The following is an 18157-nucleotide window of genomic DNA, read 5'->3' as shown; positions in this document are numbered from 1 at the left end:
TCTCCGCGAGGGTGAGTGTGGCGGGCTCCGGCGCGTACGTCCCGCCGACGACGGCCGCGCCGTCCCGGTGGGCGAGCAGCGCGTGGCGGTAGCCCTTCGGAGCCGGCGGTGAGGCACGGGCAAGGGGCCCTGCCGCGATCGAGCCGGGGCGGCTGCCCGGGGTCCGGGCAGGCCGAGGTCGGCGGCGCCGGGGGCGGGGTGGCAGCCTTGCTGCACCCGGACGGGTGGCCGCATGAGTGGGCCCGGGCCCTGTCCCCCGAGGGTGGGCCCGGGCTCCGGGCGGCGAGGGGAATGGGGTCGGTGCCGAGGTGGTACACGGCCGGGCCCCCTGCCGAGGGCTACGTGTTGCTCGTGCCCCAGTCGTCCTCCGTCCGGGTGTGGCCGTTGCGCTCGCGGAGGGAGCGGACGCGTTGGGCGACCGGTTCGGGGACGTGTTCGCCGACCTTCTCGCCGACCGTGTGCAGCGCCTTGCCGGCGTAGACGCGGCCCTGGTGGGCGGCGGTCTCGGCGGTGTTGCGCACGGCCGGGTTCTGCGCGATCCCGCGAGCGGCCTTCTTCATCTGCTCGTACCGCTCGTGCCCGGACCGCGTGCCGAGCACGTAGCCGACGGCCAGTCCGGCGACGAACGTGAGCCGATAGCGCATGGCGGCCACCCTTCCCTTCCGTAGTTCCTGCCCGGATTCATGGTGCTGTGTGGGGGCCGAGGGGTACCGATTGGCGGAGCACCCCCCTGCTTGCGCTAATGTATGTGTCGCAGCGACCGCCCGCCCCCTGGCGAATACCCAGGTGGATGCGTTCGATGCAGACGAAGCGATCCCCTGTAGCTCAATTGGCAGAGCAGCCGGCTGTTAACCGGCAGGTTACTGGTTCGAGTCCAGTCGGGGGAGCTTCGATCCCCTGTAGCTCAATTGGCAGAGCAGCCGGCTGTTAACCGGCAGGTTACTGGTTCGAGTCCAGTCGGGGGAGCGCGCTGAACGAGGACCCCTTGGGGGTCCTTTTTCATGTCCGTGGGAACCGCTCTGGCCTGGGCGAAGTCCTCAAGGTCAGGAAGCAGCGCGGAAGCCGACCATCCGAAGCAGGAGATCGTATGAGCGGCTATGCTGCGGCAGACGGCGCGCACACATGTACGCGACACGCCGCGAGGGGCGGTAGCTCAGCCGGTTAGAGCAGCGGACTCATAATCCGTCGGCCGTGGGTTCGAGTCCCACCCGCCCCACCAACAAGGCCGTACTGCAGGAACGTTCTCACCTGCGGGACGACGCGGGCCCCTCCCTCCCGGAGGGGCCTTCTCGCTTTTCGGGGTGATGTTGAATGGAGCCCCATGAGCGAGAACGAGCGCGCCGCCAGCCGGACGGCGGTGCTGGTCTGTCAGGGGCGGGCGGCGGCGGACGGCAGGTTCGCCGTGGGGCGCTTCGGTGATGCGGTGGCGGTACGGCTGCTGCGCGCGGCGGAGCGGGAGGCCGTGGACGAGGTGCGCGCGGGGATGCCGCCGGAGGGCTGGCGGGCCCGCACGGTGTACGAGAGTGTGCGGGCCTGTGCCGAGGTGGTCGTGCCGCGTACCGTCGCGATCGACGACGCCCTGCGCGCCCGTGTCGCCGGCCGGCTCGTGATTCTCGGCGCGGGTCTCGACACGCGTGCCTGGCGGCTGACCGAGCTGGCGGAGACCGACGTCTGGGAGGTCGACCACCCCGCCTCCCAGCAGGACAAACGCGCCCGCCTGGCCGAGGCCGCGCCGGAGACCACCGCCCGCTCCGTACGCTTCACCCCGGTCGACTTCGCCACGGACGACCTCGGTGCCGCGCTGGACGCCGCCGGTCACGATCCCGCCCTGCCGACCGTCTGGCTCTGGGAAGGCGTCGTCCCCTATCTGACCCGCGACCAGGTCCGCGCCACCCTGTCCGCCCTCGCCGCCCGGACGGCCCCCGGCAGCACCCTCGTCCTCAACTACCAGTCGCCCTCGGTCAAAGCCGCCGCAGGCCGCCTCCTGGCCCGCCTCCTCGGCAGCGCCGTCATGGCGGGCGAACCCTGGCGCTCCCTGTGGAAGCCCCGGCGGATGGCCTCCCTGCTCGCCGAGTACGGCTTCCATGTGACCTCGGACGACTCCCTTCTCGCCCTCGCGGTGGGCCTCTGCAGTCCGACCCGGGGGCGCACCTCCCTGCGGTCGGGGCGGGTGGCCGTCGCGGAGAGTCGCTGAGGGCTCGTCAGGTGCCGCAGCATCCGGCCGCCGGGGCGGCGGTGCTCTTGTCGCGTGTGTCCGCGTCGGCCTTCACGACGTACACCTCCCACGGCTCCTTGCCGGGTCCGTGGACCCAGACCTTGTCCTGGAGGGCGTAGCAGCAGGAGGTGTCGGTCTCCTCCAGGGTGGTGAGGCCGGAGTCCTGGAGACGGGCGGCCGCGGCGGTCACCTCCTCCGTGCTGGAGACCTCGACGCCGAGGTGGTCCAGGCGGGTGTCCTCGCCCGGCTCGCCCTCGATGAGGACGAGCTTGAGCGGGGGCTCGGTGAGGGCGAAGTTCGCGTAGCCGGGGCGGCGCTTGGCCGGTTCGGTGGCGAAGAGGCGCGAATAGAAAGCGACGGAGCCTTCGAGGTCGGCGACGCGCAGAGCGAGCTGAACACGGGACATGACGGTCTCCCTGTCCGAGGTCTTGTTTCGACGGATGTCGATATGGCGAGCTTGCCTTGTTGATTCGATGAGTGTCAACATAGACGCATGTCGAAATCTGAGCTCGTCGTGCTGGGGCAGGACGACACCGGAATGCGGGACGACACCGGCGTGTGCTGTTCACCGCTGGTGCGGGAGCCGCTGGGCGAGGAGGCCGCCGTCGACCTGGCCCGGATGTTCAAGGCCCTGTCGGACCCGGTGCGGCTGCGGCTGCTGTCGCTGATCGCCTCGCACGAGGGCGGGGAGGCGTGTGTCTGCGACCTGACCGGGCCGTTCGAGGTGTCCCAGCCGACGATCTCCCACCATCTGAAGGTGCTCCGCGAGGCCGGCCTCGTCGGCTCGGAGCGGCGCGGCACCTGGGTCTACTACTGGGTGCTGCCCGCCGCCCTGGCCCGGCTCTCCTCCCTGCTCCAGGCGCCGGGGACCTCCCGGTGACGGACGAGGCCCCGCTCGCCCGCCGAGCCGCCGCGGAGTTCGTCGGGACGGGGGCGCTCGTCGCGGTCGTGGTCGGCTCCGGCATCCAGGCGACCGAGCTGTCCCGGGACGTCGGCGTGCAGCTCCTGGCCAACTCGCTGGCGACCGTATTCGGTCTGGGTGTCCTGATCACGCTGCTCGGGCCCGTCTCCGGCGCCCACTTCAACCCGGCGGTCACGCTGGCGGCCTGGTGGACCGGGCGCCGGGAGGGGGCCTCGCGGCTGCGCCAGGTGGCCGTCTACGTCACGGCGCAGGTCGCGGGGGCGATCGGCGGCGCCGTACTCGCCAACGCGGTGTTCGCGGAGCAGCTGGTGCGGTGGTCCGGGCACGCGCGCTGGGGCGCGCATCTGTGGCTGAGCGAGGTCGTCGCCACGGCCGGACTCGTCCTGTTGATCCTCGGCCTCACCCGCACCGGGCGCGCGCACGTCGCGCCGGTCGCGGTCGCCTCGTACATCGGCGCGGCATACTGGTTCACCTCCTCCACCAGCTTCGCCAACCCGGCCGTCACGGTCGGCCGGGCCTTCACCGACTCCTTCGCGGGTATCGCGCCCGCCTCCGTACTGCCCTTCATCGGCGCCCAGTTCGCCGGTACGGCGGTCGGTGTCGCGCTGGCCGCCGCGCTGTTCGGGCGCCCGTCGCCCGCCGCCCGGGACGTCGTCCCGCCGCGTGCCGCGCACGATTCCGCCGTCGCCCGCCCCTGACCCCCTCGAAGGAACACCTGTGTCCCACTCCTCCGTCCCCTCCGTGCTGTTCGTCTGCGTGCACAACGCCGGCCGCTCCCAGATGGCCGCCGCCTTCCTCGCTCACCTGACCCAGGGCCGCATCGAGGTCCGCTCCGCCGGGTCCGCCCCCGCCGACACCGTCAACCCGGCCGTCGTCCAGGCCATGGCCGAGGTCGGCATCGACATTTCCGCCGAGACCCCCAAGATCCTCACCCCCGAGGCCGTCCGGACCTCCGACGTGGTGATCACCATGGGCTGCGGCGACACCTGCCCGTACTTCCCCGGCAAGCGGTACCTGGACTGGCAGCTGCCCGACCCGGCGGGTCAGGGGGTGGAGGCGGTCCGGCCGATCCGGGACGAGATACGGGGGCGCGTGAGCGGGCTGATCGAGGAGCTCGGGGGCTGAGCGCGTGCGAGTCGGTGCTGAGGGGGGGGCAGGCGTCGCGGCTCGTTCCTCCGGGTGAGTTGCCCGGCAGTTCGCGTCGGGCGCGGCAGCATGGCCCCATGGATCTCGATTTTCAGCTCGTGCTGCTGCGGCGGCTGGCCGATCATCATCCCGAGTTGGCGGAGGACGCCCGGTTGCGGCTCGGGGTGTCGTTGACCGAGATGCGGGAGGTCAACCGGCGGTGGCAGGCGATGGCGCGGTCGGGGAAGTGGCGGTCGGCGGCGGAGCGTTACCGGGTGGTGCTGGGGGCGCCCGAGGTGGTCGAGGCGCGGGAAGTGGGCGGCATGGCGTGCGAGGCGTGGCAGTGGGGGCTGTCGCTGTGGCCGGATCTGCGGTTCGAGGTGCTGGTGGGGGAGGGCGGGGCCGTACTCACCGAGTGGCTGGTGCGGCGGCCCGAGGCGGCCGTTCCGCTGCCGCGCACGCTGGAGGACCTCACCGGCTGGTCGTACACGCTGGACGAGGTCGCCAGGGCCTTCGCGCCCGTACGGCCCGTGCAGAGCACCGCGCCGACCCGGCAGGCGCTCGTCTTCACCGCCCCCGACCGGGACGGGACGCCCCACGAGGTCGCCGCCGAGTTCACCTGGGGGCTGCTCCAGCGCACGGCCCTGCGGGACTGACCGCCCGACCGCCCACCGTCCTCAGGACGCGGCCGCGATGATCTCCCGCGCCACCTCCGGCAGCGACTCCGGGTGCAGGAACAGGAACAGGTTCGGCTCCACCAGCTCCAGTTCCATCAGCCGGGGCAGACCGTCCTCGCCGTCCACCAGGTCCACACGGGCGTAGAGGAGACGGTCCGGACCGCCCGGCACCGCCGCCAACGCCGACTGCGCGACCGCGAGTTCGGCCTCGGTCGGCTGCCACGGCTCCAGGCCGGGGTGCGGGGTGCGCGGGGCGTCGTACGCCGTGCCCGGGGTCAGGACCGCGCCCTTGCGGCTGGCGTGGAGCAGCCGGCCGCCGAAGTACTGGAGGGCGCGTTCGCCGCCGGTGTCCACGGCGCGCATGTACGGCTGGACCATGGCGGTGAGGCCCTCGGTGTGCAGGCGGGCCACGTGCCGTACGGCCACGTCCTGTTCGGCCGGGGTGTAGCGGGCGGCGTAACGGGCGCCCGCGCCCGAGGCGGGCTTGATCACGTACTCGTAGTCCGAGGGCAGCTCGGCCGGGGAGCCGGGGGCGATGTACCGGGTCGGCACCGTGCGGACCCCCGCCGCCGCGAGATCGCCCACGTACCGCTTGTCGCAGTTCCAGTGGATCACCTCGGCCGGGTTGAGCAGCCGGGCCGTCGCGTCCACCCGGTCCACCCAGGCCGCGAACTCGGCGGTGCGCCAGGCGTAGTCCCAGGTCGAGCGGACGAGGACGAGGTCGTACGAGGCCCAGTCCGTGTCCGGGTCGTCCCAGAAACGGCTCTCCGCGTCGGCGCCCGCCTCCCTCAACTCCCGTACCAGATCGGGCAGATCGGTGTCCCGGGCGGGACCGTTCGTCGCGTCGTAGGTGGCGAGGGCGATGCGGGGCACGGCGGGCGTCCTGTCGTACGGCAATTCGATCAACGGCGAGGCTAGCAACCGCGCGGAAACCGGGACAGCCCTGTTGACCTTCACCTTCGGGGAAGCCCCAGCATCGGTGGGGAAGCGAGGAACACCAGTCCACGGAGGCGGAGTTCGCATGGAACTGCTGACGATCGGCGCCTTCGCGCGGGCGAGCAGGCTGTCGCCCAAGGCGCTCAGACTGTACGACGAACTGGAGTTGCTGCGGCCCGCCCGAGTGGACCCGGACACCGGCTACCGCTACTACGCCGTAAGCCAGTTGGAGCGCGCCCGGCTCGTGGCGTGGCTGCGCAGGCTCGGGATGCCGCTCACGGAGATCCGTGCCGTGAGCGCTCTGGAGGGGGCGGACGCGGCGCGCGAGGTCCGGGCGTACTGGGCCCGCGTCGAGGCGGAGACGGCCGCGCGGCGGGATCTCGCCGCGTTCCTCGTGGACCAGTTGACCGCCGAGTCCGGAAGGGACCACACCGACATGCTGGAACTCCGTTACGCAGCCCGCGCCGACCGCGGGCACGTCCGCACCGTCAACCAGGACACCGTGTACGCCGGGCGACGGCTCCTCGCCGTGGCCGACGGGTTCGGCCCCGCCGGGGCACCCGCGAGCGGCGCCGCCGTGGAAGCGCTCCGCTTCCTCGACGAGGCGGAGGAACTCCGCGCGGGCAGTGTGCTGAACCTCCTGGAGGACGCGGTGCGCGGCGCGAACGAGGCGATACGGGACCTCGGGGACGGCGGCGACGGCGCCGACGGCTCCGGCGCCACCCTGACCGCGCTGCTCCGGACCGGCTCCCGGCTCGCCCTCGTCCACATCGGCGACTCGCGCGCCTATCTCCTGCGCGACGGCGAGCTGTTCCGCGTCACCCACGACCACAGCGTCGTCCAGTCCCTGCTGGACGAGGGACGGCTCACCCCCGAGGAGGCCGCCGTCCACCCCCAACGCTCCCTGCTGCTCAAGGCACTTGGCGGCGCCACCGTCCCCGTGCCCGAGCTGCGGCTCCAGGAGGCGCGGGCCGGGGACCGGTATCTGCTCTGCTCGGACGGGCTGACCGGCGTCGTAACGGACGAGCGGATCGCGGAACTCCTCGCCGCGGCATCCCGACCCGCCGACGCCGTCGAGGCGCTGATCGACGCGGCGAACGCGGCGGGCGGGCCCGACAACATCGGTTGCGTGGTCGCGGACGCGGTACCGGGGGCCGGGCGGGCGGCCTGACGGCCGTCCCCGTGGAGCCGGGGGGCCCGTCGCAAGTCCCCCGGCCGCCCCCTTGTCATACCTTCCGCTTACGATCCGCACATGCAGCACACACCCGGCTCTTTCGCGTCCCGTCTGGCGCGCCCCGACTTCGACATCGTGTCGGCCCACCCCGAAGCCGCCTGGCTGCGGCAGGTGGCGGCCGCGCGGGACTGGGCGTCCGTGCGCGGGTACGTCGACGGGCTGCCGCAGGGGACCAACCGCAGCTTCGCGGTCGGCATCCTGGCCGAGGTGCGCGGGACCGAGGAGTGGATGCGCCAGGTCCTGGCCGCCACGCCGGACGACGTGCTCGCGCTCACCGTGCTCGGCGCCCGCGAGGTGAAGATCGGCTGGGAGATACGCACCGCCGCCTCCGCGAAGCACGTCAGCCGCAAGCAGTTCGAGGGCCTGCACGCCCATCTGCGGCTGGCCGAACAGGCGTTGATCCGGGCGACCGCGCTCGACCCGACGTTCGACGCGGCCTGGGCGGAGCGCCTGACCACCGCGAAGGGGCTGCAGCTGGGCCAGGCCGAGGCGCGCCGCCGGTACGACCGGCTGTCCGCCGTCCACCCGCACCACATCACCGGCCAGGCCCGGCTGCTCCAGCAGCTGTGCCCCAAGTGGAGCGGCAGTTGGGAGGCGGCGCACGCCTTCGCGCGCGAGTGCCTGACCAACGCTCCCGAGGGCTCGCTGAGCGGCGGCATGGTGGCCGAGGTCCACATGGAGCACTGGGTCTCGCTGAAGGCGCGCGAGCGGCAGGAGTACCTGCGCCGCCCGGAGGTGCATGCCGAGCTGGTCGAGGCCGCCGAACGGTCCACGCTGAGCCCGTACTTCCGGCCCGACTACCAATGGGTCACCGTCCAGGGCTACTTCGCCGCGATGTTCTCCCTGATCGGTGACCACCCGCGCGCCGCCGCCTGCTTCCGCTCGCTGAACAACCTCGCCGCCGAGTACCCGTGGGTCGAGCTGGACGGCGTGAACGCCGCGGACTCCTACATCAGGCACCGCAACGCCGCCCTGTCCAAGGGCTGAGCGGTACCCGAACACCGCGCTCCCGAACTCCGCGGTACCCCGAAGACCGACCAGCCCCAAGAGATCCGGACATGAACCTCCAGACCCCCCTCCTCCACACCGAGGTCGACGGCATACCCACGCTCTTCGCCGAGACCCCCGGGCCTCTGCGCGCCGGGCTGGTCTTCCGCGTCGGAGTCGCCGACGAGACGCTGGCCCGCACCGGTGTGACCCACCTGGTCGAGCACCTCGCCCTGCACCGGCTCGGCGTGAGCGACTACCACTTCAACGGCGAGACCAAGTCGGCGTTCACCCACTTCTCCATCGAGGGCGCCGAGCACGAGGTGACGACGTACCTCCACACCGTCGCCGCCTCCCTGCGCGAACTGCCCATGGAGCGCCTGGAGACCGAGAAGGAGATCCTGCGCACCGAGGAGTCCCGCCGCTCCTCGCCCCAACTCCCGCTCTGGCGCTACGGCGCACAGGGGTACGGCCTGGCCAGCTACCCCGAGTGGGGCGTGCGCGACCTCGGCCCGGACGCCGTACGCGACTGGGCGTGGACCTGGTTCACCCGGGGCAACGCCGTGCTGTGGATCGCGGGCGAGCGGATGCCGGCCGGCCTGTCGCTCGGGCTGCCCGAGGGCGGGCGGCACCCGATGCCCGCCGTCACCTCCGCGCTGCCGCAGACCCCTGCCTACTTCTCCGACGGCAAGGGCGGCGTGCTGCTCGACGCCGTCGTCACCGACACGGCCGCCGCCCGGCTGTACGCGGGCATCCTGGAGCGCGAACTCACCCGCGCCCTGCGTCAGGAGGGCGGCTACTCGTACACGGCGGCCACCGACTACCTCCCCCGGCGCGACGGCTACGCGGTCCTGACCGCCTTCGCCGACGCGCTGCCCGCCAAGCAGGACGCGGTGCTCGGCGGGTTCGTCGACGTGCTCGCCGGATTCCAGGCGGGCCGGATCGACCAGGCCGCCCTGGACGTGGTGCGCGGCCGGTACGAGTCGGCGCTCGCCGCGCCCGACGCCGCCGCGCGGCGGCTGCCCGCGCTCGCCGAGGACCTGCTCGCGGGCCTCCCGGTGCGGACTCCGGCGGAGCTGAGCGCCGAGCTGGCGGCCGTCACCCTCCACCAGGTCCACGCGGTCGCCCTGGAGGCCGCCGCGACGGCCCTCATGCAGGTGCCGGGCGGCCTCTCGGCCGACTGGGCCGGGTACACGGCGGCGCCCACCACCTCGCCGTACACCGTGACCGGGCGGAAGTTCGCCGAGCTGGGCGCGGGCGGGTCGACGCTCGTCATCGGCGCCGACGGCGTCAGCGTGAAGGGTCCGCACGGGAGCGGCCCGGAGTGCGTGGCGACGGTGCGGTACGGGGAGTGCGCCGCGATGCTCGCCTGGCCCGACGGCGGACGGCGGCTCATCGGCACCGACGGCATGGTCGTCGAGGTCGAGCCCACGCTCCACGGCGTCGACGCGGCCGCCATGGCGGGCATCGACGGGTCCGTGCCGCGCGCCGCCGTCGTCCCGCTGCCGCCGAGGCAGCAGGTCCCGAGGCCGGAGAGCCCCGCGACCCCGGCGGCCGCCGGCTCCGGTGATTCCGGACGCCCCGCGCCGATCCGGCGCACCGCTCTCCAGACGGTCGTACTGATCCTCTTCGGCCTGTTCGGCGGCCTCTCGGCGCTGGTCTCCCTGCTGTTCACGGCCTTCGGCTACGACGCGGAGTTCGGGTTCACCGACTGGCTGATCACGGTCATCGTGATGTGGGGCTTCACGGCGCTGGTGTCCTGGCCCGCCGTGCGGGTTCTGCGGCGGACCCGGCGGGTCTGAGCGGTCCGGCCGGGGTAGGTAGGTGGGGTCGTCCCCTGTGGGGCGTCTCTCGTGGCGCGCCCCCCAGCGCGTCCCCCGTGGTGAAGGAGTGCGTGGCGTGTCCTCCCTGTTCCCGGCCCTGTCGTCCCCGGCGGCGGCGGAGCGCTCCGCCCTCCGCTTCGGCCCACGGTCGCTGACCTACGCCGGGCTCGCCGCCGCCTCCGGCGCCCTCGCCGCCCGGCTGCGGGGGGCGGGGCGGGTCGCCGTGTGGGCCACGCCCGAGCTGGAGACCGCCGTCGCGGTGACCGGGGCGCTGCTCGCCGGGGTGGCCGCCGTACCGCTCAACCCGAAGTCGGGCGAGCGGGAGCTGGCGCACATCCTGGCGGACAGCGCGCCGAGCCTGCTGCTCGCGGCTCCGGGTGCCGAACTGCCGTCAGGCGTACGTGACTTGCCCCTCCTGGAGGTGGACGCGTACGCCACCGGCACCGTCCCGGAGGACGCGTACGACGCGTACGACGACGAGGACCCGGCGCTCGTCGTCTACACCTCCGGCACCACGGGCCCGCCCAAGGGCGCCGTCCTCCCGCGCCGCGCCCTCACCACCACCCTGGACGCGCTGGCCGACGCCTGGCAGTGGACCGGGGACGACGTGCTGACCCACGCGCTGCCCCTCTTCCATGTGCACGGACTCGTCCTGGGCGTCCTCGGCCCGCTGCGGCGCGGCGGCGAGGTCCGGCACCTGGGCAGGTTCGACCCCGAGGGCGTGGCCCGCGAGCTGCGGTCGGGCGCGACCATGCTGTTCGGGGTGCCGACGATGTACCACCGCCTGGCCGAGGCGCTGCCCGGCGACGCCGAGCTGGCCAAGGCGCTCGCCGGGGCCCGGCTGCTGGTCTCCGGCTCGGCCGCGCTGCCCGTGCACGACCACGAGCGGATCGCGGCGGCGACCGGGCGCCGGGTCCTTGAGCGGTACGGCATGACCGAGACCCTGATGAACACCAGTGTCCGCGCGGACGGCGAGGCCCGCCCCGGCACCGTGGGCGTGCCGCTGCCCGGCGTGGAGCTGCGTCTCGTGGAGGACGACGGCACGGAGGTGACCGCGCTCGACGGGGAGAGCGTGGGCGAGATCCAGGTGCGCGGCCCGAACCTGTTCACCGGGTATCTGAACCGGCCCGACGCGACGGCCGCCGCGTTCACGGCCGACGGCTGGTTCCGCACCGGTGACGTGGCGGTGCGGGACGCCGACGGGTACGTCCGCATCGTCGGCCGCAAGGCCACCGATCTCGTCAAGAGCGGCGGTTACAAGATCGGGGCGGGCGAGATCGAGAATGCGCTCCTTGAGCTGGACTCCGTGCGGGAGGCGGCGGTGACGGGGGAGCCGGACCCGGATCTGGGCGAGCGCGTGGTCGCCTGGGTCGTACCGGCGGACCCTCAGTCGCCGCCCTCGCTGGAGGAGTTGGCCTCCCATGTGGCCCGGCGGCTGGCGCCGCACAAGCGGCCGAGGGTGCTGCGGCTGCTGTCCGCGCTGCCCCGCAACGACATGGGCAAGGTGATGAAGCGGTCGCTGGGGGCGGGTTCCTGAACGCCTGTTCATGGCGACCCGCGACGCCGTTGTCCTGGACCCCGCCCGGCGCGTCGCGCGGAACCCCCCGTTCAGCGGCACCCCGCCCGGCCCCCTCCAGAAGGCACCCGGTGCCGGGCCCCCGCAGGATTCCAAGTGGGGCCCGCTCGGACCGGGCGGACCTCCATGGCCTGCGCATCGCACTCGGGAGGAACCGCCGTGACCGTCAGCCTGGAGCAGTTGCGCCGCTGCCACGTCGCCGTCGACCTGGGGGCGGCGCGTACCCGCGTGTATGTGAAGGGCGCCGGACTCGTCGTGGACCAGCCCTCGGTGGCGGCCGTGAACACCCGGACCGGCGCGCTCATCGCGGTCGGTGAGTTCGCGGAGCAGATGACCGGGCGGACGCCGTCCTACATCCGCGTCGTACGGCCCGTGTCCGGCGGCACGGTCGTCGACATCGACATGGCCCAGCGGATGCTGCGGCATCTGCTCGGCGACAAGATGCGGCGCGCGCTGCGCCGCAAGCCCCGGCTGCGCGCGGCGGCCTGCACCCCGCACGAGGCCGACCCGCTGGCCCAGCGGGCGACGATCGAGACGCTGGTCGGGCTCGGCGCGCGGCGCGTGGAGCTGGTGGACACGCTCATCGCGGCCGCCGTGGGGTGCGGGCTGCCGGTGGAGCGGCCCGAGGCGTCCATGATCATGGTGTGCGGGGCGGCGGCCACGCAGGTCGCGGTGCTCTCCCTCGGCTCCATCGTCACCGCCGAGCGCATTCCGGTGGGCGGCGAGGCGGTGGACCGGGCGATCGTGCAGCACCTGCGGCACGAACACGAACTGCTGCTGCCCAGCCAGTCCGTACGGCCGCTCCAGATCGCCCTCTCCGACAACGGGCTGACCCCGCAGGGGCCCGTGACCACCGAGATCCACGGCCGTGACGTGGCGACCGGGCTCGCCCGCAGCGTCCGGGTGGACACCGCCGCGATGCGCGACGCGATCCACACCCCGCTCCTGGCGGTCCTCGACGGCATCGGCAAGGTGCTGCGCGAGTGCCCGCCCGACCTCGTGGCGGACCTGGCCGACCGGGGGATCATGATGGTCGGCGGCTCGGCCCTGCTGCCCGGCCTCGACCAGATGCTCCGCGACGCCACGGGAGTTCCGGTGCACATCGCGGAGCGGCCGGACGTGTGCGCCGTACAGGGTCTCGGCGCCATGCTGGAGGGGCGGATCGCCCCGCTGGTCCTCAACCCCCTCGCCGCCTGACGGCGTTCGGGGGCGGGCGGCTCAATTCGGCAGTCGGTCGGGCACTTGGTCAGGCCCTTGGTACGGCACTCGGTATGACCCTTGGTACGGCACTCAGTACGGCAGGATGCGCCCCGACGGCGTCCTGCGGTCGATCTCCTGCCCCCGCGGTGCCGCGGGGCGACGGCTGACCCGTACCCGGATACGACGTTCCATGACGCCCTCCTCCCGTTGCCGGCGGCGAGCGCCGGTTAGGGGGACGGTGCCCAGAACGGGGCAGGTTGAAGCGGGTGACTTCGTAACGGATCACGGATTCCGCGCGCCGCCGGTACGAGATCGGTGAGAAATTCCGGCGCCGTCTGGCCTGTTGAGCCGTGAGACACGAGGATACGGGTGAGACACGGGGGGAATGCGATGCGTTACGTGGTCGTCGGGGCCGGTGCGGTCGGCGGCTCGGTCGGGGCGCGGCTGTACGAGGCCGGTCACGAGGTCGTTCTGGTGGCGCGCGGCGCGCACGGTGCCGCGCTGCGGGAGCACGGTCTGCGGTTCACCACGCCCGAGGGCACCCGGACCCTGCGTATCGCGGTGGCGGGCGGTCCCGAGGACGTGTCCCTGCGCCCCGACGACGTGCTCGTCCTGGCCGTCAAGACCCAGCACACGGCGGCGGCCCTGGCCCAGTGGGCGGGCCGTCCGGTCGCGGGCGGCGGTACGGCGGGCGACCTGCTGCCGCTGCTCTGCGCGCAGAACGGTGTCGAGAACGAGCGCCTCGCCCTGCGGTTGTTCCGCCGGGTGTACGGCGTGTGCGTGATCCTGCCGTCCACCTTCCTGCGGCCCGGCGAGGTCACCGCCTCCTCCGCCCCGTACACCGGCGTACTGGTCCTCGGCCGCCACCCGTCCGGCACCGACGACACCGTCCGCCGGATCGCCGCCGATCTGGAGGGCGCGGTGTTCCGGGCGCCGGTCGTCGCGGACGTGCCGCGCTTCAAGTACGCCAAGCTGCTGGGGAATCTCGCGCAGACCGTGGAGGCGGTGTGCGGTCCGGTCGCGCCGGGCGGCGCGGCGGCCGAACTGCTCGACCGGGTACGGGACGAGGGCACGGCGGTGCTCAGGGCCGCCGGGATCGACTTCGCCCCCGCCGCCGAACTGGCCGCGCTGCGGGCGGAGTCGGTGCAGCCGCGCCCCGCTCCGGACGGGGGCGCGGCGCTGGGTTCGACCTGGCAGAGCCTGGCGCGGGGTGCGGGATCGGCCGAAGTGGCCTATCTGAACGGCGAGTTCGTCCTCCTGGGTCGACTGCACGGCGTACCGACGCCCGCGAACGAGGCCGTACTGCGGCTGGTCGACGAATCGGCGGCGGCGGGCCGTGAGCCGGGGGCGACACCGGCGGAGGACATCCTGAGCCGGCTGAACACCGACTGAAGAGAACGAGGGAGACATGGCCCACAACACCCCGCAGGACCTCGACTTCACGGACATCCCGACCACCACCCTCGCGGACGTCCTCGGCCGCGCGCAGGTGATGGACGTGTCCATACGCCCGCTGTGGGAGCCGGTCCCCCGGGTGGCCGGACCGGCGTTCACCGTGCGCTGTCCTCCGGGCGACAACCTGATGCTCCACGCCGCGATTTACCGCGCCGCCCCGGGCTCTGTGATCGTGGTCGAGTCGGGCGACCTCGACTACGCCCTGGCCGGGGGCAACGTCTGCGCGGTGGCCCAGCGCCGGGGCGTGGCCGCCTTCGTGGCCGACGGCCTGATCCGCGACCTCGCCGAGGTCCGCGACGCGGGCTTCCCCGTCTTCGCCCGGGGCGTCATCCCGATCCCCGGCACCAAGAAGGCGGCCGAGCCCCTGAACACCGACATCCGCTGCGCGGGCGTCACGGTCGGCCCCGGCGACATCGTCGTGGCCGACGAGGAGGGCGTGGTCGTCGTCCCCGCCGCCCGCGCCCCGGAAACCCTGACCGCGGCCCGAGCGAAACTGGCCAAGGAGGCCGCGGAGACCTTGGACGACTGGGAGAAGACCCACCGCACCCGAATCGACCAGGCACTGCGCGACCAGGGTTTCGATCCCGACGGAACCCTCTGACCCGTGACCGGTGCGCGTCCTACACCAGCCCCGCCGCCTTCCGTTCCTCCGTCGTCAGCGGTGGCTGGGTGAGCGGGGGTTTCAGGGGGCCCATCGCCGCTGCCAGGAGCATGCTCGGGGTCAGGAGGGTTTCCGCGCCTCGTTGGAGGGAGGTCACGTCGGTCATCCGGCGGGCCACTCGGCCGTTGCCGGTGGCGGTGCGGAGGAGACGGGTGAGGTAGGGGGCGAGGAGGCGGTCGCGGAGGGTGGGGCCGGTGGGGGTGGCGTCGGGGTAGAAGACGTCGGCGCCGGTGGCGAGGTCCCAGGCGGCGGTCGTCGTGCGGGCCACCGCCTTCTGGATGTGGCGGGAGAGGGCGGGGGTGCCCAGGCCGCCCCGGCGGTTCACCGTCTCGCGCAGGGCCACGGCCGACCGGGCCGCCACGGACATGCCGTGGCCGTAGACCGGGTTGAGGGCGCACAGGGCGTCGCCGAGGACGGTGAAGTTGTCCGGCCAGTGGGGCATGCGCTCGTAGTAGCAGCGGCGGTTGGCCGTGGTGCGGGTGAGGGTGACGTCGGTCAGGGGGGTGGCGTTCGCCAGGAGTTCGCCTATCAGGGGGTGGCGCAGGCGCGTCAGCGCGTAGGGGGCGAAGTCGGCTGCCGTGCGCGGGAGTTCGTCCTCGGCCGTGCCGAACAGCGTGACCATCCAGCGGCCTTCCTCCACCGGCATCAGCACGCCACCGCGACCCGTTCCCGAACCCCGTACGTCCGGCTCGATGTTGACCACCGGGAAGTCCTTCCCGGCCTCCGGGGGCGCCTGGAAGAGACGGCTCGCGTACACCAGGCCGGAGTCCACCTCGCGGTGCTCGGGGGCGGGCAGGCCCAGCGCGGTCAGCCAGGCCGTCGCGCGGGAGGCGCGGCCCGTGGCGTCCACCACGAGGTCCGCCGCGAGGGCGCGCTCCTCGCCGTGCACGAGGACGCGTACGCCCGTCACCGCGTCGGCCGTACCGGTCGGGGCCACCGCCTCGGAGCCGTCCAGCAGCTCGATGTCCCCGTCGGACAGGACCAGTTCGCGGATCACCCAGTCCAGCAGGTCGCGCCCGGCGGGCAGCATGTACGCCGACTCCGCCCAGCGGCGGTACCAGCCGTACGGCGACAGCGCGACCATGCCCGTCGTCATCGGCACCCGGTTCACCCTGGCCGCCCGCAGCCGGGCCTCCGCGCCGGGCAGCAGTTCCTCCAGGGCCCGCGCGCCGCCCGACCACAGCTGGTGGACATGCCGGGCCTGCGGCAGCCCCTTGCGCGGCTCGGGCCCCGACGGCAGCACGTCGCGCTCGACCACGGTCACCCGCGCGCCCGTCGACGCGAGCGCGCGGGCCGCGAGCAGACCGGCGAGGGAGCCGCCGAGCACGACGGCGGACTTGCGTTCACTCATGGACGGCAACGCTCTCTGCTGGTTCGGCGGCCGCACGGACGCGGACCGCCTCGATGTCCTCGGGACTGCGCAGGGCCCGGGAGACGGCCCCGATCTCCTGGAGCAGACTCGTGGTGTCGGGGCCGGAGGCCGCGGCGGCCGGTTCCGGCGTACGGGCCTTCGCCCCGACGGCGTCCAGGATGCCGACCGCCGCCGCCAGTGCCCGCGCCCGCTCCGGCGGATGGCCGAGGGCGAGTCCGGCGGCGTACGACCGCGCGCCGAGGGCGGGGTCGATGTGCCGGGCCAGCGGCAGCAGCACGTCCCGGATGAACGTCTCGCGCCGGGTCAGCCGCAGCTCCGGCGTCGCCCGCAGCACGAACGGCACGCCCTCGCCGGTCGCGGACCGCAACAGCAGGTACAGCGGCCGCAGTTCACGGTGCGCGAGCCGCACCCGCCAGCGGTCGCGGGCGTACTGGCCGGCGTGCGGCAGGATGAAGCCGACGGCGATCAGGATCGCGGACATCGCGGCGATCGGCGGCGCCAGATCGGTGCTCAGCCAGTCCAGGTCCCGGCCCAGCCAGCGCGCGGCGACGGCGACGAGCTTGGTCGCGTCGAAGATCAGGTTCAGTACGTAGCCCGCGCCCAGCAGCTTCAGCCCCCACCGCAGCCACGCGTCCAGCCCCTCCGCGCGCACCCAGTTCCACAGCAGCCGCGAGGTGATCAGGCAGGCCACCGCGTGTGCGCAGAGGTAGAGCAGGATCTCCTCGCGCATGAACGGGGTGTTCGCGTAGTAGGTGTCCAGGTCCCGCCGCCGCTCCACCGGCACGTCGGCCAGCAGGAAGAGCACCCACAGCAGGACGATGACCCCGCAATACACCGACACCACCCGGCGCCGGGCCCGCCGGGTGACCGCCGAGCGGTCGGCCGGGCCGTTGCGCCAGGTGATGATCAGCAGCAGACAGGAGCCGCAGAACGCGGTGAGCAGCGAGTAGCACCAGGGCGCCGAGATGTTGGGCACGCCGGTCAGCCGGTTGACCCGGGCGATGGTGGACGGCGAGCAGAAGACGAAGACCCCGCAGGCCAGCAGCAGCAGTCCGCCCACCGCGCGCAGCAGCGGGTCGCGCCACAGCCGGACGATCGTGGGGAGCTTGATGACCAGGGCGGCGGCGAGCACCGCCGTCGGTATCCAGAAGGAGATCGAGAAGTCCCTCAGCGAGGCCGGGTCGGCCAGGACCGTGCCGCTCACCGGGCGGCCCCGCCGCGGCCCCGGTAGCCGAGGGAGCGCTGCACCGGGTCGAGGGGCGCCACGGGCGCGGTGAGCCGGCCGCGGAAGAGGGTGGCCAGCCGGTGCCCGAAGTCGTCGGCGGCGGCCTCCTCGTCCTCGCGCGAACCGTCCCGCGCGGCCACCGTGAGCGCGAGGCTCTGCCGGCCGGGCTCACCGGCGAGCGCGCGGGCCGCCGCACCGGCCGGGGGATGATGCCGGTGCCCGGCGTGCAGATGCCACAACTCGTGCCCCAGGATCACCAGTTGCTGCACGGCCTCGGCCCGCTCCTCCACGATGACCAGGTCGAAGTCCTCGAACTCCACGCACAGGCCGGTGACTTCGATCTCGTCCGGGAAGCGCTCGAAGCGCAGCTCGACCGGGCGGCCGTCGCGGCGCGCACTCATCGCCTCGCACAGGGCGCCGCACAAGTCCCGTATTCCGTGCACGGGTTGAGGCCGGTCGTGCACGGCGTCGGCCAGGCCGGCGGCCAGTGTCCGCATCGACCGGCGCGGCCGGGACGGGCCGAGCCGGGCGGCCACGCGTGCCAGCCGCTCCCGCGCGCCCGCGACGACCATCTGTTCCCCTTCGCACCCGCCGGTGACCGCGCCGTCGGCGCCGACCGCACCATCCGCACCGACCGCGCCGTCCGCGTAAGCCGGTGGTTCCGGACCGCCGGAGCACCCCGTCGGCCGGACCGTCCGAGCCTACGCGGACCAGTGTGTCCACGTCATGCCGATCCCGGGTCGCGCGCC

General features: G+C 73.5%; 18 protein-coding genes and 3 tRNA genes. 15 read left to right on the top strand and 6 right to left on the bottom strand.

Annotation, left to right across the window (positions count from 1 at the left end; all coding sequences use genetic code 11):
- Positions 1-338 precede the first annotated feature (338 nt).
- Positions 339-644, bottom strand: a complete 306-nt coding sequence (locus tag AB0E91_RS20495) for a YtxH domain-containing protein (RefSeq protein ID WP_161182250.1) — start codon at positions 642-644, stop codon at positions 339-341.
- Between the two features lie 170 nt (positions 645-814).
- Here AB0E91_RS20495 and AB0E91_RS20490 point away from each other — a divergent pair.
- The 4 genes from AB0E91_RS20490 to AB0E91_RS20475 all read left to right on the top strand — a co-directional run bounded on the left by AB0E91_RS20490 (position 815) and on the right by AB0E91_RS20475 (position 2194).
- Positions 815-887: transfer RNA gene (locus AB0E91_RS20490), tRNA-Asn, on the top strand.
- Positions 888-893: 6 nt separating this feature from the next.
- Positions 894-966, top strand: a tRNA-Asn gene (locus AB0E91_RS20485).
- A 176-nt stretch (positions 967-1142) separates the two neighbouring features.
- Positions 1143-1219: transfer RNA gene (locus tag AB0E91_RS20480), tRNA-Ile, on the top strand.
- A gap of 102 nt (positions 1220-1321) precedes the next feature.
- Entirely contained in the window at positions 1322-2194 is an 873-nt protein-coding gene (locus tag AB0E91_RS20475) for a class I SAM-dependent methyltransferase (RefSeq protein WP_361783529.1), read from the top strand.
- A 7-nt stretch (positions 2195-2201) separates the two neighbouring features.
- On the opposite strand, the gene AB0E91_RS20470 is transcribed toward AB0E91_RS20475, so the two are convergent.
- Positions 2202-2621, bottom strand: coding sequence for an ArsI/CadI family heavy metal resistance metalloenzyme (locus tag AB0E91_RS20470; protein WP_361783526.1), 420 nt, complete (start codon positions 2619-2621; stop codon positions 2202-2204).
- 87 nt (positions 2622-2708) lie between these two features.
- On the opposite strand from AB0E91_RS20470, the gene AB0E91_RS20465 reads away from it, so the two are divergent.
- The 4 genes from AB0E91_RS20465 (at position 2709) to AB0E91_RS20450 (ending at position 4918) form a co-directional block, all read left to right on the top strand.
- Positions 2709-3095, top strand: coding sequence for a metalloregulator ArsR/SmtB family transcription factor (locus tag AB0E91_RS20465; protein WP_361783523.1), 387 nt, complete (start codon positions 2709-2711; stop codon positions 3093-3095).
- Positions 3092-3835 (top strand): MIP/aquaporin family protein, encoded by a 744-nt coding sequence (locus tag AB0E91_RS20460; protein WP_361783520.1) that lies wholly within the window; start codon positions 3092-3094, stop codon positions 3833-3835. Before AB0E91_RS20465 ends, AB0E91_RS20460 begins: the two co-directional genes overlap by 4 nt.
- Before the next feature lie 19 nt (positions 3836-3854).
- Positions 3855-4262: an arsenate reductase ArsC gene (locus AB0E91_RS20455; RefSeq protein ID WP_361783517.1), complete on the top strand. Its 408-nt coding sequence runs from the start codon at positions 3855-3857 to the stop codon at positions 4260-4262.
- 98 nt (positions 4263-4360) lie between these two features.
- Positions 4361-4918, top strand: coding sequence for a hypothetical protein (locus tag AB0E91_RS20450; protein WP_361783514.1), 558 nt, complete (start codon positions 4361-4363; stop codon positions 4916-4918).
- A gap of 21 nt (positions 4919-4939) precedes the next feature.
- On the opposite strand, the gene AB0E91_RS20445 is transcribed toward AB0E91_RS20450, so the two are convergent.
- Positions 4940-5812: a hypothetical protein gene (locus AB0E91_RS20445; protein WP_361783577.1), complete on the bottom strand. Its 873-nt coding sequence runs from the start codon at positions 5810-5812 to the stop codon at positions 4940-4942.
- A 148-nt stretch (positions 5813-5960) separates the two neighbouring features.
- Between AB0E91_RS20445 and AB0E91_RS20440 the strand changes: the two genes are divergently transcribed.
- From AB0E91_RS20440 to AB0E91_RS20410, 7 genes are all read left to right on the top strand, one after another.
- Positions 5961-7046, top strand: a complete 1086-nt coding sequence (locus tag AB0E91_RS20440; protein ID WP_361783511.1) for a MerR family transcriptional regulator — start codon at positions 5961-5963, stop codon at positions 7044-7046.
- Between the two features lie 81 nt (positions 7047-7127).
- Positions 7128-8096 (top strand): hypothetical protein, encoded by a 969-nt coding sequence (locus tag AB0E91_RS20435; RefSeq protein WP_361783508.1) that lies wholly within the window; start codon positions 7128-7130, stop codon positions 8094-8096.
- A 71-nt stretch (positions 8097-8167) separates the two neighbouring features.
- Positions 8168-9898, top strand: coding sequence for an insulinase family protein (locus tag AB0E91_RS20430; RefSeq protein WP_361783505.1), 1731 nt, complete (start codon positions 8168-8170; stop codon positions 9896-9898).
- Between the two features lie 97 nt (positions 9899-9995).
- Positions 9996-11456: an acyl-CoA synthetase gene (locus AB0E91_RS20425; RefSeq protein WP_361783502.1), complete on the top strand. Its 1461-nt coding sequence runs from the start codon at positions 9996-9998 to the stop codon at positions 11454-11456.
- A gap of 198 nt (positions 11457-11654) precedes the next feature.
- Positions 11655-12692 carry a rod shape-determining protein gene (locus AB0E91_RS20420; RefSeq protein WP_361783499.1) on the top strand — a complete coding sequence of 346 codons (1038 nt, stop codon included), beginning with the start codon at positions 11655-11657 and terminating at the stop codon, positions 12690-12692.
- A 393-nt stretch (positions 12693-13085) separates the two neighbouring features.
- Positions 13086-14087, top strand: a complete 1002-nt coding sequence (locus AB0E91_RS20415) for a 2-dehydropantoate 2-reductase N-terminal domain-containing protein (protein ID WP_361783496.1) — start codon at positions 13086-13088, stop codon at positions 14085-14087.
- Between the two features lie 16 nt (positions 14088-14103).
- The gene (locus AB0E91_RS20410) at positions 14104-14751 is read left to right on the top strand and encodes an RraA family protein (RefSeq protein WP_361783493.1); all 648 of its coding nucleotides are present in this window, start codon (positions 14104-14106) and stop codon (positions 14749-14751) included.
- A gap of 19 nt (positions 14752-14770) precedes the next feature.
- Here AB0E91_RS20410 and AB0E91_RS20405 read toward each other — a convergent pair whose 3' ends face one another.
- From AB0E91_RS20405 to AB0E91_RS20395, 3 genes are read right to left on the bottom strand one after another with little or no spacing between them, the layout of a single operon-like run.
- Positions 14771-16162 (bottom strand): FAD-dependent monooxygenase, encoded by a 1392-nt coding sequence (locus tag AB0E91_RS20405; protein WP_361783490.1) that lies wholly within the window; start codon positions 16160-16162, stop codon positions 14771-14773.
- Positions 16155-17387, bottom strand: coding sequence for an MAB_1171c family putative transporter (locus AB0E91_RS20400; protein WP_361783487.1), 1233 nt, complete (start codon positions 17385-17387; stop codon positions 16155-16157). Before AB0E91_RS20400 ends, AB0E91_RS20405 begins: the two co-directional genes overlap by 8 nt.
- Positions 17384-17980, bottom strand: coding sequence for a toxin-antitoxin system, toxin component family protein (locus AB0E91_RS20395; protein WP_361783484.1), 597 nt, complete (start codon positions 17978-17980; stop codon positions 17384-17386). Before AB0E91_RS20395 ends, AB0E91_RS20400 begins: the two co-directional genes overlap by 4 nt.
- Between the last annotated feature and the right edge of the window lie 177 nt (positions 17981-18157).

Source organism: Streptomyces sp. NPDC026659 (assembly GCF_040638245.1).
Classification (GTDB): Bacteria; Actinomycetota; Actinomycetes; order Streptomycetales; family Streptomycetaceae; genus Streptomyces.
This window is presented reverse-complemented; position numbering and strand designations above follow the sequence as displayed.

What these genes read in the sequence shown, in the direction of transcription:
- AB0E91_RS20410 (WP_361783493.1), top strand. Translation starts at nt 14,104, where the DNA reads ATGGCCCACAACACCCCGCAGGACCTCGACTTCACGGACATCCCGACC.
- AB0E91_RS20430 (WP_361783505.1), top strand. Translation starts at nt 8,168, where the DNA reads ATGAACCTCCAGACCCCCCTCCTCCACACCGAGGTCGACGGCATACCC.
- AB0E91_RS20465 (WP_361783523.1), top strand. Translation starts at nt 2,709, where the DNA reads ATGTCGAAATCTGAGCTCGTCGTGCTGGGGCAGGACGACACCGGAATG.
- AB0E91_RS20405 (WP_361783490.1), bottom strand. Translation starts at nt 16,162, where the DNA reads ATGAGTGAACGCAAGTCCGCCGTCGTGCTCGGCGGCTCCCTCGCCGGT.
- AB0E91_RS20415 (WP_361783496.1), top strand. Translation starts at nt 13,086, where the DNA reads ATGCGTTACGTGGTCGTCGGGGCCGGTGCGGTCGGCGGCTCGGTCGGG.
- AB0E91_RS20395 (WP_361783484.1), bottom strand. Translation starts at nt 17,980, where the DNA reads ATGGTCGTCGCGGGCGCGCGGGAGCGGCTGGCACGCGTGGCCGCCCGG.
- AB0E91_RS20470 (WP_361783526.1), bottom strand. Translation starts at nt 2,621, where the DNA reads ATGTCCCGTGTTCAGCTCGCTCTGCGCGTCGCCGACCTCGAAGGCTCC.
- AB0E91_RS20495 (WP_161182250.1), bottom strand. Translation starts at nt 644, where the DNA reads ATGCGCTATCGGCTCACGTTCGTCGCCGGACTGGCCGTCGGCTACGTG.
- AB0E91_RS20450 (WP_361783514.1), top strand. Translation starts at nt 4,361, where the DNA reads ATGGATCTCGATTTTCAGCTCGTGCTGCTGCGGCGGCTGGCCGATCAT.
- AB0E91_RS20435 (WP_361783508.1), top strand. Translation starts at nt 7,128, where the DNA reads ATGCAGCACACACCCGGCTCTTTCGCGTCCCGTCTGGCGCGCCCCGAC.
- AB0E91_RS20440 (WP_361783511.1), top strand. Translation starts at nt 5,961, where the DNA reads ATGGAACTGCTGACGATCGGCGCCTTCGCGCGGGCGAGCAGGCTGTCG.
- AB0E91_RS20475 (WP_361783529.1), top strand. Translation starts at nt 1,322, where the DNA reads ATGAGCGAGAACGAGCGCGCCGCCAGCCGGACGGCGGTGCTGGTCTGT.